Below are 14,912 nucleotides of genomic sequence, written 5' to 3'. Positions count from 1 at the left end.
AGATTCATATTGGGTTCGGCTCCTGGAGAGCACTTTAAAAATACTTCTTTTCTACGATTTCAAAAAATCAATGATATTCTGGCTAACAAAGTCCTGGTGCATCGAATGGCCCAAACCTTCAGTGCTGATCAGTTGGCTTCCTTTCCAATTCTGGTGAACCTTTTCAGAAGCGCGGTAGGGGGCAATAGTATCGTATTTGTCGTGGATTAGCAGCCCATCAATATTGAGTTCTTTGGCGAATACAGAAGTGGAAAAATCATTTATTCCAAAACCAAATCTTTCCACTATCAATTGATTAAGAGCACGCATAACACTATCCTTAAAATTCAGGATGCTCTGATATTGGTCCATTACATCCTTCATTTCCGAAGGAGAACCGATAGTTACTATTTTACTTAGAGAATTTTTGGGCCATAAATACTGATGATAAACGGCAGTCATCCCACCAACCGAATGTCCAATGATATAATCGGGCTTATACCTATCAACCATGGTTTTTGTACAAGCAGAATACTTTATTACATGAAACAGTTCTCCCGTAGACCATCCGTGAGCAGGGGCGTCAAAAGCGAGAATATCAAAATCTTCCTTCTTTAGAAACCCAATCATGTTTCTCCAGCGATATGTATTGCTCTCCCATCCGTGCAGTAAGAGTACGCGTCTTCCCTTCCCTTCCCAGTGGTAAGTTTGGATCTGCATATCTTCTACTTCTACTCTTTCGAATTTCGCCTCGTTGAGAAATGCTTCCTGAATAGGTAGTACGCGTCCTTTACGGGGACTACAAAAAAGACGAAAGGCTTTTTCGGCCACTTTCTCCTTCGAAAAAAGCGCTATTATATTAAAATATAAACCGTAGATCTTTGGTAAAATTCGCTGAAAGTACGCTATCATTCTTTTGGTTAGCCAGGGAGAACATCCCCGTTTTTGCACCGCAAGTATACGGGCTTTTTAAATTTCTCAACGGGAAAATTGATTACTTTTTTACAGTTGTATTAATCCGCTACGCGGTTCCATATATCTAAATACATCTTCCATTCTGAATTGACTTTTTTCCAGACAACTACATACTTACCCTTAAATGCAGTTTCTTCTCCCTTCAGATTAATTGATCTTCCTGAGTAATAACCATAATCGAAGGCATAGTCCCCCAGGATATTTATTTCCTCAGGATTTAGTTCATGATGGAGAATTCTGGTGCCTTCTGGAAGTATCCAGCGTTTTTTTATGGCATCTTTACCGGTAATAATAGAAGTGTTATTTGGAAATATTTTACCATCTGCAGTGTAAGCATTTGCAATGCGATCGTAATCGCCTTCCATGTATGCTGTAGAAAACTCTTTCATTGTTTTCAGCAATTCTTTTCGCCCATTTTCAAGATCCTGATCCTTCCTTTTTTTACAATCTATCTTCCAGGTTGGAAAGGAAAAGGTCTCTTCTTTATTCACCCATTCTCCAAGCCATTTGAATCCATTTGCGTTAATTTCTGAAAAAGTGATCTTGTAAAAACCATCCAGGCCATTTGGGGCTTTTTGTTCTCTATATAATACAATATTACCATCCTCAGACTTGTTCCCCTCCCATGCCGGTAGGATCGTTGAAGGTGATCCGGAACTGTAATAATGGACATACCAGCGAGTACTGTCTTTTACATATTGACGAATACTACCGGAGTGCTTGCCATCTGCCTTAAGGGTTTCGTCCTGAACGCCGTAACCATTCAAAATATACTTAAATCGCCATACCATATCAACAGGCTCGGCCCAACTTTGATCCTGATTCCTGCTAATGGAGGTACAGTCGCATTCTCCAATCAATGGGGCAAAGTCTAATAACTCTTTTGGCGCCTCGGGGTTTGGCAGGCCGTACGGATGTTGAGCAGATACATCGTATTCATACTGTCCTATTGTAAATTGAGATGTTAATATCAGTAGAAGTATAGCGGCAAAAGTTTTCATAAGGTGGATGTTTGCCTTAAAATAAGCAAAAGGTGCCTGAGCCCAATAAAACTTTGGAATTAATTAACAGCTGAATGCCAGATATATCGGCGTTTACGGAAACGTTTAATTCCAGCCAACCATCATGTACTTGATCTTAGCCCCATCTGGGATTTGCACCACATCAATATCCGTATTATTAAATCGGAGCTCTGCAGGCAATTCATCCTTGCTGATCGTAAAATAAACGTCATTTTCTTTGATCAGGATCACCACGTTGTTGAGAGAAGTGATCACCTTCTTTACTGGGAGTTTTTCTCGTATATCTTTAAAAGTACTCAAGACCGAAATACCATTTTCAGTGGTATATCTCGCATCGTGAATACGGATATTGGCGATTCCCGGAATACTATCAGCCGTAGGCGTAATACTCAGTAATTGTTTTCCACCCTTTTCGTATACTTCTATAAGGTTTGATGTTCTGTTCCCCTCTGGCGATGAGGACGGTTTAATCAAGGAATCGGTTTCGAAAATCTTGTCCAGTTCATTTATTTTGGTCGACTTTTCAATCTTTCCAACTCGGTCTGCAGCAATACTAAAATTGGGATCCTGCTCCTTTTTACAAGAAATAAAAAGAAGTAGAAAAAGGCATAGGCCAGATAAATATTTCATTGATGATAATTTTGAGGATTGACTTTAAATAGGTGTTTTTAAGTCGGTTTACTTCATTGCTTTTCGAAGGATACCGAGAACCCCACGGATAAACGTGGCGCTAGTAAGGACTTTTACCACCGGGTTCTGGCGGGTACTTCGTCTTCGGCTGGACGTAGTCCTGGATTTTTCTGATGACCTGGATTCTTCTTCTTTTGCCTTTTCTTCTGCTTTTTCGATCTTTTCATTCAGGATTTCATAGGCACTTTCCCTGTCGATGGTTTCATTGTATTTCTGGACGAGGCGCGAGTTATCGATGACTTCTTTTAACTCCTTTTGTGTCAGGATATCCATTCTGCTCATTGGTGCTCTTAAGAGCGTAGCCGCCAGCGGAGTAGGCCGGCCTTTTTCGTCCAACGCACTAATCAAAGCTTCGCCAATCCCCAGTGATGTCAGCACTTCCTTGGTATCGTAATATTCTGAAATGGGATAGTTTTCTGCCGTGAGCTTTATCGCCTTCCTGTCTTTTGCTGTAAACGCTCTGAGGGCATGCTGCACTTTTAATCCCAATTGGGAGAGAACAGCATCTGGGACGTCAGTAGGGTTTTGAGTTACAAAGTACAATCCAATGCCTTTGGAACGTATGAGTTTCACAATACTTTCAATTTGGTCTAACAAGGCTTTTGAAGCTTCCTTAAAGATGAGGTGGGCCTCGTCGATAAACAGGATAAGTTCTGGCCGGTCGCTGTCGCCCTGTTCGGGAAAAGTGGCGTACACTTCTGCCAGTAAGCTCAGCATAAAAGTGGAAAATAACTTAGGTCGATCCTGGATATCAGTAAGCCTTAGAATGCTGATGATTCCCCTGCCATTTTCATCTATTCTGGTAAGATCGCTTACATCAAAGGATTTTTCTCCAAAGAACAGATCCGCTCCCTGCTGCTCCAGTTCAATAATTTTGCGGAGGATGGCTCCGGTAGAACTCGTCGCAATACGACCGTAATTATCTTCGAATTCCTTTTTGCCTTCTCCCGTCGAATATTGCAGGACTTTCTTGAAGTCCTTGAGATCGAGCAGGGGTAATTTATGATCGTCACAGTACTTAAAGATAACGGCAACGATGCCTTCCTGAGTGACAGATAGATCTAAAATCCTTGAGAGTAATACAGGACCAAATTCGGATACGGTTGCCCTGAGTTTTACCCCCTCTTGTTCGGAAAGAGACAATATCTCTACCGGAAACTCCTTGGCTGTAAAGGGGAACCCTATTTTTTCATGTCTTTCATCAATTTTGGGATGACCGGGACTGGGCTTAGCCAGACCGCTAAGGTCACCTTTCAAATCCATGAGCATCACAGGAATCCCTTTATCGGAAAGGTTTTCTGCCAATACCTGCAGTGTTTTAGTTTTTCCGGTTCCGGTGGCACCTGCAATAAGACCGTGTCTGTTGAGTGTTTTCAGAGGAATTTTCACCAGGGCATTGGTGATGGTTTCTCCTTCGAGCATTGCGGCTCCCATGGAGACATAATCACCCTTGGTGGTATACCCTTTTTCAATATGTGCGAAGAATTCGTCCTTCTTGCTCATGATTCTTAATTTTCAATAAAAATAGGGTAATTTTAAGCAACAATAAAACTGCACATTATGAAATACTGCGTTCCACTTTTTCTGCTTTGCTTCTTTCTCGGCATGCCCATGGCGATGTCACAGGATACCCGGGAAATAATTTTTCACCAATCCCATGAACCCAAAAAGCAAGGGGCTCCCTTCAGTGATGCCGTTGAAGCAGGAAATTTATTTTTCCTCGCAGGGCAAATCGGGATGGATCACAGTACAAGAACCATGGTGGAAGGAGGGATACAGGCGGAAACATCCCAGGCGATTTCAAATATAGAAGCTGTTCTGGAACATCACGGATTAGGACTCAAAAACGTGGTCAAATGCACAGTAATTCTCAGTACCATGGAAGATTTTTCCTCCTTTAATGAGGTGTATTCTAAATACTTCACCAATAAACCGGCTCGCACTACTTTTGCGGCTTCAGGTCTTGCGCGCAACGCAAAGGTGGAAATAGATGTAATTGCAGTCAAAAATTAGAAGGCTTACACAGGACTTGGCTATGTTTTCTCGATAAGGATACCGTATCTTTGCGCCATGGAAGCAAAAGCGGTCATGGAGTTGGTCAATGAAGGGAAGATGCTTCCCTTAATGGAAGAATTTTACACCATTCAGGGGGAAGGATATCACAAGGGAACTGCAGCTTATTTTATCAGAATAGGAGGTTGTGATGTTGGATGTCATTGGTGTGATGTAAAAGAGAGCTGGAATGCCGAAATCCATCCTCCCAGCGCGGTGGAAACCATAGTGGAGAACGCTGCAAAATACTCAGATACCATAGTTGTCACCGGCGGAGAACCCCTAACCTGGGATATGAACCCCCTAACGACCCTGTTAAGGGAAAAGCAACTCAAAATTCATATAGAAACCTCCGGGGCCTACCCTCTCAGCGGTACTTGGGACTGGATTTGCCTATCGCCTAAAAAGAATAAAGCTCCTGTTGGAGACATCCATTTAAGGGCAGATGAATTAAAGGTAATTGTATACAATCGCGATGATCTGAGATTTGCTGAAGAACACGCGGCCAAAGTAAGTGAAAACTGCGTGCTTTATCTACAACCTGAATGGAGTGTCAGGGAAAAAGTGACCCCGCTTATTGTAGATTATGTAATGGCCCATCCCAAATGGAAGGTCTCGTTGCAAACACATAAATATTTGAATATTCCTTAGTTTTCTTTGAAAGGGGCCTGAATAGGTGTCAAGGCTTCCTTTACTTTCCGCCGTTGGCCTGCAGATCGGCAATACATTCATCATCTAATCCCGGAACGGCAGCCTTGCCTGTTGAGACTCGCTTATTCATCATTCCAAGTAATCCTCCGCCAAACTGCAATTCGGCACGCATCAGGCAGCCATTTATGTCACAGTGATGTTCTGCGTTGGGATCTTCATGGGCATTTACAGGAGGTGAGCCCAGATCTACAAGACCCAGCAAATGACCAAATTCGTGGTTGAGGGCTGCGGTTTCCACATCGGCTATGGTTACCTGACTGTTATTTACTCCTAGTTCTCTTACTGTCGATTCATAGATTACCATAGATGTATTCCGGTATACAGCGCCCAGAGTAACGGTGCCTTCCTGAGGATCGTCCGTGTCTGCCGGAGCATCGGCAAAATAGATATATATGGCAAGGGTAGAACCCTCATTGTAAGCGGTACGATTCTCACTTTCCAAATCGGCAATTTCCTGTAGTGATAGGTCATTTTCATTTGGGCTGGGTAGCTCCAGGTATTGTACCTGAATATCCTGTTTAAAGGTCCGCGCCTGAAGAAAGGCCTGGAAATTGTTCATGGCTTCGGCACTGGGCTGAAAACCTGTAACGTATCCTATCTCAATCAGCAGGGTAGTAAAGGTTTCATTAGTGAGGATGTCATTGGCCGAATCTCCCGTAGCCAATAAATTAGCCGATTTATCGATTGGATCCGGATCATTTCCTCCGGGGCCATTACTGTCTTTAGTACAAGCGGCAAGCAGGAACAAGCCGATCAGGAAAAAATAATATTTCTTTCTCATTATCATCTTTTAAAACTATGATATCTACAGTGTTATAACAAGTATAGCGCCTAAAACCCTAAAATTAAACGGAGAATAGTTCTCACTATTACACTTCGACTGTTAATTTGGCCAAATAGTCGAAATGATCTCCTTTTCTTACAAGATTACAGCCAAATCCTTCCTTCTCAGCAAAATCTTCCAGTGTATTAAAATCGACAAAAATCCATGCAAAAGGAGCACTTTTATAGCTTTTGTATTGTATTTCATAGGTGAGTTCACCGTAGTAAGGTATATCTTCAGGAACCCAAAAACCTCCATCTTCGTCCTGCTCGTACATATAAATGATATCACTGGAATCAAAGATGAGCTGTCCCCCGGGCTTGAGCAGTTGCCGGGCCTTTTGAAAGAAGTGAGGAAGTTTAGACAATTGTCCAGCAATCCCAATTCCATTCATAAGCAAGAGAAGAGTATCGAAGGTTTCCCCCTTGTATTGCCAGAAATCTGATTCAAAAACATTACTTAATCCCCTCGCTTTGCAAGCCTGAACCGCCCCTGGTGAAATATCGATAGAAGTCACATCAAAACCCCTGGATTGTAAGTACAGGCTATGACTTCCGGCGCCACAGCCAATGTCGAGTACCCGACCCCTGCAAAGATCTAAGGCCTTTTTTTCCAAATGGGGCATGCTGTCATAACTTCGGAAAAGATGCGATACCGGGAAGGAATCCTGTTCCTCAAGAGAGGAAAAGGTATGTATTTCCCCGGTTGTTTCTCCAGAATGATAATCCAGAATTGCCTTACCAAAAACATCCACTGCCATTAGGGCTCCTCTTTCATGCAAATTTGGGATATTTGCAGCGGTAAGAAAAACAAAATCGGTCTGAAATTAACGAAAACAATGAGCAGCGATATGCAGCATATTCTGAATGCCCTCCCCAAAAAGGCTAAGGAAAAAGAGCGTGAAAACCGACTTTTTTTTACCCGCTTAAAAAAAAGACCGCCCAAAAATCTCGACGACATTGCTCAAAATCTGCATCGGGATGAGTTTGAAAGGACAGACTGTCTAAGTTGTGCCAACTGTTGCAAAACAGCAGGCCCGCTCTTGACAAGAACGGATATTAACAGGATCTCAAAGCATCTCAAAATAAATGTTGCGAGCTTTGAAGAAACCTACCTCAGGACAGATGAAGATGGAGATAAGGTATTACAGCAGCTTCCATGTCCATTTTTAGGGTCTGATAATTATTGTAGTATTTATGAGGTAAGACCAAAGGCTTGCAGGGAGTATCCGCATACCGATCGAAGGCGATTTGAACAAATTGGTAAACTCACTGTTAGGAACACCTTCGTTTGCCCTGCAGCATTTAATATCGTTGAAGAAATGAAAAAGAGGATTAAAGTCTGATCTCTTTTTTCTCAAATTCTTTATTTTTAACCCTGTGGAAGCTCTAATCCAATATTTCGAAACGATACCATCGAGTCACAGAAGCTTGTTGTTGGTATTGGGAATAAGCTTTTTTTGGCTGCTCGAAGGAACAGTGCCGCTGTTTCGTTTTCGCTACAAAAAATGGAGGCATGCCCTGCCTAATTTTTTCTTCACCTTTTCAACTATAGTTATCAATTTTGCCCTGGCTTTCCTGCTCTTAAAGACCAGTGACTGGGTGGCAGACCAGCAGTTTGGAATCATCAATTGGTTACCCACTATGCCCCTATGGCTGTATATCCTTCTCGGTGTCCTTTTACTTGATTTTTTTGGAGCCTATCTGGCGCATTATGTTGAACACAACGTAAAACCATTGTGGATGATTCATTTGGTGCATCATACAGATCACGAGGTAGATACCACCACGGCCAACAGGCATCATCCTCTTGAGAGTTTAATCCGATTCACTTTTACCTTGTTGGGCGTATTCCTGGTTGGAGCTCCTATAGGTATTGTAATGCTGTATCAGTCCCTTTCTCTTATAGCTACACAATTTACCCATGCGAACATAAGACTGCCCAGGAAAATAGACCGGATCATCAGTTATTTCCTGGTTTCACCAGACATGCACAAGGTTCATCATCACTTTGTCTTACCTTATACCGATTCCAATTACGGTAATATTTTTTCCATTTGGGACAGGATGTTTGGAACTTATATGGAATTAGACCGGGAGTCGATCGTTTATGGAGTAGATACCTTTCCCGATAAGCAGGAAAACGGCTCTATCATGGGCTTGCTCAAACAACCTTTTCACAAATATCGAAAACCTACGGGAGGAGAGCGACCCTCTCAGGGATAAAGGAGGTACTTTTCTCGTATCCTTTTAAATGATTCAAGATCTGCCTTCCATGTATCCTTTATTTGTTCTTCAGTGTAACCGGCTTCTATTTGCATTTGCAACTTTGCGGTCCCCGCGTGTTTACTAAACCCGGAAGTGTTGAAAAAACGATCTTTATCTGCACAGTTTTGATAAGCTTTTAACAACCATTCAAGGGAAACTTCGTAGAGTCGGCCTACCCCCACAAGACGTTCACCATAACACTTCTCCCCCAGATGTTTGGGAGATTTAGCGCCGGGATTCGACTTTGGGGTATACTTAAAAGTAAATAATTCAGGATCTAAAAATGGAGCACCATACTGTTGAAATTGATGATCCGTACCCCTTCCTGCATTGATGTTGGTGCCTTCGAACAGGCCCAGGCTCGGATAAAGGTTGATGGCCAGATCATTGGGTAAGTTCGGAGATGGCTTAAGGGGGAGGCTGTACATTGCCTGATGCGTGTAATTCTCTAAGGGAATTACCGTCAATTCTGCGGTCAGTCCTCCTTCCAGCCAACCTTCGTCGTTAATCATGTTGGCATACTCACCAATGGTCATTCCGTAAACCAAAGGTATTGACGTCATTCCGAGGAAGCCTTTATACTCCGTTTCCATGGTAGGGCCATCAATATAATGCCCGTTGGGATTAGGGCGATCCAAAACGATAATGGGTATTCCCGATTCCGCACAAGCCTCCATTACCAATTGCAGGGTGGCGATATAGGTGTAGAACCTGACCCCTACATCCTGGATGTCGAAGACCACGGCCTCCAGGCCTTCGAGTTGTGACTTTTCGGGTTTGCGATTGGCCCCGTAAAGTGAAATCACGGGTAAACCACTGCGCTTGTCGACCCCGTCACTCACTTTTTCACCTGCATCGGCAGTACCCCGAAAGCCGTGTTCGGGAGCGAATACTTTGAGCAGATCAATGTTTAAAGCAAGCAGGGAATCAACCAAATGCGCATGAGAAACTTTTTCGCTTGTCTTTTGATCGTTTTCCCTGAAAATTACACTTGTCTGATTGGCTACCAGGCCTATTTTTTTACCCTTCAGAAGAGGGAGATAAAGGTCGGTTCTGTTTGCACCTACAATAATCTCGGCAGTGGGTAATAAGTTTTCTGCCAAGGGTTGAGTATTACCAGAAGATGAAGCTGCAGTGGATGAATTACCGCAACTATACACCAAGGATATTGTCAGGAAACACAATCCGAAGATTAGCCGATTTAGGGGGATAGTCCCAACAACTAGCTTTTCTGTAAGTTCAGAAACATGGGTAACTAACAGATGAAAACTGTATTTTTGAGGGAGAAAAAAAAACATCGGTTGAATTTAGAACTGTTTATCGCAAAACGCCTTATCAAAGGTAAGCAGCATAAAATTAGCATATCTGCTCCAATTATAAAAATAGCCATTGCGGCCATTGCCTTGGGGATTTTGATGATGTTAATTGCCGTAGCCACGGGGGTCGGACTCAAATATAAGATTCGGGAAAAAATAGCTGCATTTAATGGGCATATTCAGATCTACAATTACGACAATAACAACTCCGAGGTCTCTGTTATTCCGGTATCCATAGAACAGGAGTTTTATCCTGACTTTGATAGCGTTGAAGGTATAAGCCATATACAGGCCGTCGCTACCAAGGCGGGAATCATTCGTACCGAAGATACTTTTGAGGGAATCATAGCCAAAGGTGTAGGTACTGATTATGATTGGACCGCCTTTGAAGACTTTCTGATCAGGGGAACTCTTCCAAACTATTCCTCCGATCTCAATGCTGATGTGCTGATGTCTGCTGTAATGGCCTCAAGACTTCAATTGGATGTAGGGGATGAGTTTTTTACTTTTTTCCTGAAGGAGGAGGATCCGTCAAAAATTCCAAATCAGCGTAAGTTTAGAATTACAGGCATTTACGATAGTGGATTTGAAGAGTTCGACGGCACGTATATTCTTATTGATATACGACACATTCAGCGGATAAATCAATGGGACAAAAATGAGGTTGGGAATTTTGAAGTCTTTCTTACCGACTTCGATGCAATTGACGAAAAAAGCGCTGAAATCTACGGTCAAACACTGAGTACCCTGGATACTCAGACCATTAAGAACAAGTATTATAAAATCTTTGAGTGGATAGGGCTGTTCGACTTTAATATCGGAATTATCATTGGGATTATGATCATCGTGGGAGGGATCAATATGATCACTGCACTCTTGGTACTCATCCTGGAACGAACTCCGATGATTGGTATCCTCAAGGCGCTGGGCTCCTCTAACTGGAGTATAAGAAAGGTATTCCTCTACAACGCCGCATACCTCATTCTAATTGGTTTATTTTGGGGTAACCTCCTGGGCCTTGGCCTGATCTGGTTACAGGATAAGTTTCGATACTTCCAGTTTCCCAATCCTCAGGAATACTATATCGATTATATACCTGTCTATATCGATCTCTCTATGGTTATCTTTCTCAATGCCGGGGTCTTGCTCTTGTGTATGCTGATGTTGCTGATCCCTTCTCATATCATTACCAGGATCAGTCCGGTTAAGGCAATAAAGTTCGACTGATGTAGCGCTCTCTGTTTTTTGGCTAAAAACTTTGTCATTTTTTTTCACTTCTTAGGCCTTCATTTTGTGAACCTGTATCTTTGCAGCCTATGAAATACGCAGAGAATATTTTGGGAACCATCGGAGGCACCCCACTTGTAAAACTGAATAAACTAACAGCAGATTTACCCTGTCTGGTACTGGCGAAATACGAAACTTTTAACCCGGGTAATTCTACCAAAGATCGCATGGCAATTCAAATGGTAGAAGATGCGGTTGCAGCAGGTAAACTCAAACCGGGAGGAACGATTATTGAAGGGACTTCGGGCAATACAGGCATGGGTCTTGCCTTAGCAGCAGTGGTCAAGGGTTATAAAATGATATGTGTGATTAGTGACAAGCAGTCTAAAGAAAAAATAGACATTCTGAAAGCTATGGGGAGTGAAGTCCATGTTTGTCCAACAGATGTAGCTCCTGATGATCCCAGAAGTTATTATTCCACAGCCAAAAGGTTGTCTGAGGAGATCCCAAACTCATGGTACGTGAATCAATATGACAATCCATCGAATACCAAAGCTCATTTCCAAACCACCGGCCCCGAAATTTGGGAACAAACCAACGGTAAGGTCACACATTTTGTAGTGGGGGTAGGAACAGGGGGTACGATCTCAGGCGTTGGCGGTTTTCTGAAATCCAAAAACCCCAATATCAAAGTTTGGGGGGTAGACACCTATGGATCGGTTTTTAAGAAATACCACGAGACCGGGATTTTTGACGAAAATGAGATCTATCCCTATATCACAGAAGGGATAGGGGAAGATATTCTTCCAAAAAATGTCGATTTTGATATCATTGACGGCTTTACAAAAGTTACCGATAAGGATGCGGCTGTTTATACGCGACGCCTGGCCAGGGAAGAAGGTATGTTTCTTGGAAATTCTGCAGGAGCGGCCATTAAGGGGGTGATGCAATTACAAGAGCATTTCAGAGAAGGAGATGTTGTAGTAGTCCTTTTTCACGATCATGGCAGCAGGTATGTAGCTAAGATTTACAATGATGAGTGGATGAAAAAGCAAGGCTTTCTTGAATAGTTTTCCTATCTTTTCAAGCCTAAAGAATTCCGGTATTATGCTTAGAAATCTAATTTTAGTGATGGTCTTAGCCCTTCCGCTCTGCTCTGTCGCTCAAAAGTTGTCACGTACTGAAAAGAAGATTGTTGCTGCTGTTGAAAAGAACAACGATGAGGCGATCAATTTTCTTGAAAAAGTCGTAAACATAAATAGTGGTACACTTAACGCCAAGGGGGTACAGGCGGTAGGAGAGGTTTTTCAGGAAGCTTTTGAGGACATTGAATTTACAAGTCGTTGGATAGAAATGCCGGAAGAAATGAACAGGGCCGGTCACCTTTTTGCAGAAACAAGCGGTAATAAAGGAAAGAAATTACTTTTAATTGGCCATTTGGATACGGTTTTTGAGGAGAACAGTCCTTTTCAAAAATTTAAAAAAGTCAACGATAGTATAGCTCATGCCCCGGGCGGAAACGACATGAAAGGCGGGGATGTAATTATTCTTTTCGCCTTAAAGGCATTACACGAGCAAAATTTGTTGGGAGATGCCCAGATCATTGTTGCGTTTACCGGGGACGAAGAAAGCACCGGAAAACCCCTGGAAATAAGTAGAAAGGACCTTATAGAGGCCGCCAGGAGAAGCGACATTGCCCTGGGATACGAAACATCTACAGGATTTAACTACGCTACTGTTGCCCGTCGGGGAGCTTCCGGATGGCAGGTAGAAGTGAAAGGAAAAAGGGCGCATTCATCCGGAGTCTTCAGCGAGAGAACCGGAGCTGGTGCCATCTTTGAAATGAGTCGGATTTTAAGTTCATTTTATGAGGAAGTCAGGGGAGAGGAATTCCTTACGTTTAACCCCGGAATTCTTATGGGGGGACTTTTGTTGAATACGACCCTTTAAAAAGCAGTGGAGAGGTGTATGGAAAATCGAATGTAGTGGCACAAACAGCTATTGTGAGAGGCGGACTTCGTTTTATTTCGGAAGAACAAAAGAACAGTGCCAGGGAAAAAATGAGGCAGATCACCGCTAATAATCTTACCAAAACCTCTGCCACCATCTCCTTTACAGATAGTTATCCGGCCATGCAGCCTACGGAAGGAAACCTAGAGTTACTGTCTACCCTGAACAAAGTGAGTTTAGACCTCGGACAAGGGGAGGTTTTAGGATATGATCCCGGAAGAAGAGGAGCAGCTGATGTTTCTTTTGTCGCAGATTATGTAGATTGTCTCGACGGACTTGGCACTATGGGCTCCGGGGCACATACGCCGGAAGAAACAGTAAATCTCAATACAATAGAGGATCTGACCAAAAGATCTGCCATACTCATTTATCGCCTTATCAATCAATAGCCTATGGTTTCTTTAAAGAATGGGAGTCATTCAGTATTAATTAACCAGGGGGAGCTCATCAGCTATAAGGAAAACGACTACGAATTTATTCATCAGAAGGGTAGTCCCGGATGGGGCCATTCCGACACAGAAATGTTTCCTATTATAGGCCCTACAGAGGGCGCAGGCTACAGGGTGCAGGTACCCAAGGGGAATGCTATACAGGACCAGCACGGATTACTGCGGGAACTGGTTTACACTAGAGATACTGCCGATGAAAAGTCTGCGAGTTTCAGCAAGGAATACAAGGCTGGCACAGTTGTAGAAAATTCCAAATACCCGAAAAAATCAAGAGTACCTAGACTAATATGGCCCTTTAATTTTCGTTTTGAAAAAAGGTTTGAACTCTTAGAGGACCGTTTGGAAATCTCCTTCATTATCAGAGGGGACAAGGATATGCCATATATGTTGGGATATCATCCGGCTTTTCAATTGCGATCGGCATCTGCCCGGGTAGTATCTGATAATGATTCTTACAGTCTTGAAGAGGTAATGTCAGCCGGAAATAAAGCCCTGCAAGTGGCCAATACTGATCGGCTCACTCTAATGGATGAAAGAGAAATGGAATTCGCCACAAATGGATTTGGACATTTTATGCTGTGGTCCCCGGTAGCAAATATGATTTGCGTAGAACCGGTGACCTTTTACCCCTATGCAGTAGAACAGCAATTTTTACACGAAGGATTTATGCATTTGAATGAGCCCAGGGTTGAATTCAGCATCGCATTAACACCAAAATAATAATGCCACCTAGTCAAAACTATAAAGAATTAGATCTAAAACTTCTCAAAGACCTCTACGGTTATTTATTTGAGGAAGAACTGCTGAATGAAATTTTTAAAGTAGGGAAATATAAAAAGGTAGAGCAGGGTGATTTTCTCATAGATATTGGGGATACAATCTCTTTTATGCCTTTGATCATCAGTGGGGCTATTAAAATCATGAGAGAAGATGAAGCAGGGGATGACCTTATCCTTTATTTTATCGAGAGGGGGGATACCTGTGCAATGACCTTATCCTGCTGCGTTAAAAAGGGCACGAGTAAAATCAGAGCGGTCGCCGAATCGGACGTTGATTTGCTGATGATCCCTGTTGATAAAATGGAAGATTGGATGGGAAAATACAGGAGCTGGAGGGCATTTATTATTGATAGCTATCACAACAGGATGGAGGAACTACTCGAAACTGTGGATACGCTTGCCTTTATGAACATGGATGAGCGCCTCTTAAAGTACCTGAGGGACAAGGCTATGGTGAACCACGATGACATAATTCACACCACACATCAGGACATTGCAGCCGATCTTCACACTTCCAGGGTAGTGATATCCAGGTTGCTAAAAAAGATGGAGCGGGAGGGATTAATCAACCTTCAACGCAGTCAAATCAAAATCAATTCCCTATGATGATAT

15 protein-coding genes and 1 pseudogene are annotated in these 14,912 nt (G+C 42.7%); 9 read left to right on the top strand and 7 right to left on the bottom strand.

Annotated elements, in window-relative coordinates; all coding sequences use genetic code 11:
- Positions 1 to 51 precede the first annotated feature (51 nt).
- The 4 genes from EQY75_RS09920 to EQY75_RS09905 form a co-directional block, all read right to left on the bottom strand.
- Positions 52 to 891, bottom strand: a complete 840-nt coding sequence (locus EQY75_RS09920; protein WP_129605481.1) for an alpha/beta fold hydrolase — start codon at positions 889 to 891, stop codon at positions 52 to 54.
- Positions 892 to 992: 101 nt separating this feature from the next.
- Positions 993 to 1,955, bottom strand: a complete 963-nt coding sequence (locus tag EQY75_RS09915; protein ID WP_129605479.1) for a YybH family protein — start codon at positions 1,953 to 1,955, stop codon at positions 993 to 995.
- A 105-nt stretch (positions 1,956 to 2,060) separates the two neighbouring features.
- Entirely contained in the window at positions 2,061 to 2,606 is a 546-nt protein-coding gene (locus tag EQY75_RS09910) for a hypothetical protein (protein ID WP_129605478.1), read from the bottom strand.
- 48 nt (positions 2,607 to 2,654) lie between these two features.
- Positions 2,655 to 4,169, bottom strand: a complete 1,515-nt coding sequence (locus EQY75_RS09905) for a helicase HerA-like domain-containing protein (protein WP_129605476.1) — start codon at positions 4,167 to 4,169, stop codon at positions 2,655 to 2,657.
- Positions 4,170 to 4,226: 57 nt separating this feature from the next.
- Here EQY75_RS09905 and EQY75_RS09900 point away from each other — a divergent pair, with 57 nt between their 5' ends.
- Together EQY75_RS09900 and EQY75_RS09895 are read left to right on the top strand one after the other, a co-directional pair.
- A complete protein-coding gene (locus EQY75_RS09900) occupies positions 4,227 to 4,679 on the top strand; it encodes a RidA family protein (protein ID WP_129605475.1) in 453 nt (150 codons plus the stop codon).
- A 57-nt stretch (positions 4,680 to 4,736) separates the two neighbouring features.
- Entirely contained in the window at positions 4,737 to 5,369 is a 633-nt protein-coding gene (locus EQY75_RS09895) for a 7-carboxy-7-deazaguanine synthase QueE (RefSeq protein ID WP_129605473.1), read from the top strand.
- A 40-nt stretch (positions 5,370 to 5,409) separates the two neighbouring features.
- Here the strand turns inward: EQY75_RS09895 and EQY75_RS09890 are convergent, their stop codons facing one another.
- Both EQY75_RS09890 and EQY75_RS09885 read right to left on the bottom strand, forming a co-directional pair.
- Positions 5,410 to 6,210 (bottom strand): hypothetical protein, encoded by an 801-nt coding sequence (locus tag EQY75_RS09890; protein WP_129605471.1) that lies wholly within the window; start codon positions 6,208 to 6,210, stop codon positions 5,410 to 5,412.
- An 88-nt stretch (positions 6,211 to 6,298) separates the two neighbouring features.
- Positions 6,299 to 7,012, bottom strand: a complete 714-nt coding sequence (locus tag EQY75_RS09885) for a class I SAM-dependent methyltransferase (RefSeq protein WP_129605469.1) — start codon at positions 7,010 to 7,012, stop codon at positions 6,299 to 6,301.
- A gap of 90 nt (positions 7,013 to 7,102) precedes the next feature.
- On the opposite strand from EQY75_RS09885, the gene EQY75_RS09880 reads away from it, so the two are divergent.
- A complete protein-coding gene (locus EQY75_RS09880) occupies positions 7,103 to 7,597 on the top strand; it encodes a YkgJ family cysteine cluster protein (RefSeq protein ID WP_129607074.1) in 495 nt (164 codons plus the stop codon).
- 34 nt (positions 7,598 to 7,631) lie between these two features.
- Positions 7,632 to 8,477 (top strand): sterol desaturase family protein, encoded by an 846-nt coding sequence (locus EQY75_RS09875; protein ID WP_129605467.1) that lies wholly within the window; start codon positions 7,632 to 7,634, stop codon positions 8,475 to 8,477.
- Here the strand turns inward: EQY75_RS09875 and EQY75_RS09870 are convergent.
- The gene (locus tag EQY75_RS09870) at positions 8,468 to 9,730 is read right to left on the bottom strand and encodes an exo-beta-N-acetylmuramidase NamZ family protein (RefSeq protein ID WP_425462162.1); all 1,263 of its coding nucleotides are present in this window, start codon (positions 9,728 to 9,730) and stop codon (positions 8,468 to 8,470) included. The two genes, EQY75_RS09875 and EQY75_RS09870, sit on opposite strands and share 10 nt — an antisense overlap.
- A gap of 90 nt (positions 9,731 to 9,820) precedes the next feature.
- On the opposite strand from EQY75_RS09870, the gene EQY75_RS09865 reads away from it, so the two are divergent.
- From EQY75_RS09865 to EQY75_RS09845, 5 genes and pseudogenes are all read left to right on the top strand, one after another.
- Complete coding sequence (locus tag EQY75_RS09865) at positions 9,821 to 11,062, top strand: ABC transporter permease (RefSeq protein WP_129605463.1); 1,242 nt, start codon at positions 9,821 to 9,823, stop codon at positions 11,060 to 11,062.
- 89 nt (positions 11,063 to 11,151) lie between these two features.
- Positions 11,152 to 12,132 carry a PLP-dependent cysteine synthase family protein gene (locus EQY75_RS09860; protein ID WP_129605461.1) on the top strand — a complete coding sequence of 327 codons (981 nt, stop codon included), beginning with the start codon at positions 11,152 to 11,154 and terminating at the stop codon, positions 12,130 to 12,132.
- A 37-nt stretch (positions 12,133 to 12,169) separates the two neighbouring features.
- Positions 12,170 to 13,461: pseudogene (locus tag EQY75_RS09855) on the top strand (M20/M25/M40 family metallo-hydrolase).
- A 3-nt stretch (positions 13,462 to 13,464) separates the two neighbouring features.
- Complete coding sequence (locus EQY75_RS09850) at positions 13,465 to 14,241, top strand: aldose epimerase family protein (RefSeq protein ID WP_129605459.1); 777 nt, start codon at positions 13,465 to 13,467, stop codon at positions 14,239 to 14,241.
- Between the two features lie 2 nt (positions 14,242 to 14,243).
- Positions 14,244 to 14,906, top strand: coding sequence for a Crp/Fnr family transcriptional regulator (locus EQY75_RS09845; protein WP_129605457.1), 663 nt, complete (start codon positions 14,244 to 14,246; stop codon positions 14,904 to 14,906).
- Positions 14,907 to 14,912: the final 6 nt, after the last annotated feature.

The organism is Muriicola soli, from assembly GCF_004139715.1.
In the GTDB taxonomy this organism is placed as follows: Bacteria; Bacteroidota; Bacteroidia; order Flavobacteriales; family Flavobacteriaceae; genus Muriicola; species Muriicola soli.
Note: the sequence above shows the minus strand (reverse complement) of the source record. Positions and strands in the feature narration are given on the sequence as shown.

What these genes read in the sequence shown, in the direction of transcription:
- EQY75_RS09920 (WP_129605481.1), bottom strand. Translation starts at nt 891, where the DNA reads ATGATAGCGTACTTTCAGCGAATTTTACCAAAGATCTACGGTTTATAT.
- EQY75_RS09915 (WP_129605479.1), bottom strand. Translation starts at nt 1,955, where the DNA reads ATGAAAACTTTTGCCGCTATACTTCTACTGATATTAACATCTCAATTT.
- EQY75_RS09910 (WP_129605478.1), bottom strand. Translation starts at nt 2,606, where the DNA reads ATGAAATATTTATCTGGCCTATGCCTTTTTCTACTTCTTTTTATTTCT.
- EQY75_RS09905 (WP_129605476.1), bottom strand. Translation starts at nt 4,169, where the DNA reads ATGAGCAAGAAGGACGAATTCTTCGCACATATTGAAAAAGGGTATACC.
- EQY75_RS09900 (WP_129605475.1), top strand. Translation starts at nt 4,227, where the DNA reads ATGAAATACTGCGTTCCACTTTTTCTGCTTTGCTTCTTTCTCGGCATG.
- EQY75_RS09895 (WP_129605473.1), top strand. Translation starts at nt 4,737, where the DNA reads ATGGAAGCAAAAGCGGTCATGGAGTTGGTCAATGAAGGGAAGATGCTT.
- EQY75_RS09890 (WP_129605471.1), bottom strand. Translation starts at nt 6,210, where the DNA reads ATGAGAAAGAAATATTATTTTTTCCTGATCGGCTTGTTCCTGCTTGCC.
- EQY75_RS09885 (WP_129605469.1), bottom strand. Translation starts at nt 7,012, where the DNA reads ATGGCAGTGGATGTTTTTGGTAAGGCAATTCTGGATTATCATTCTGGA.
- EQY75_RS09880 (WP_129607074.1), top strand. Translation starts at nt 7,103, where the DNA reads ATGCAGCATATTCTGAATGCCCTCCCCAAAAAGGCTAAGGAAAAAGAG.
- EQY75_RS09860 (WP_129605461.1), top strand. Translation starts at nt 11,152, where the DNA reads ATGAAATACGCAGAGAATATTTTGGGAACCATCGGAGGCACCCCACTT.
- EQY75_RS09850 (WP_129605459.1), top strand. Translation starts at nt 13,465, where the DNA reads ATGGTTTCTTTAAAGAATGGGAGTCATTCAGTATTAATTAACCAGGGG.
- EQY75_RS09845 (WP_129605457.1), top strand. Translation starts at nt 14,244, where the DNA reads ATGCCACCTAGTCAAAACTATAAAGAATTAGATCTAAAACTTCTCAAA.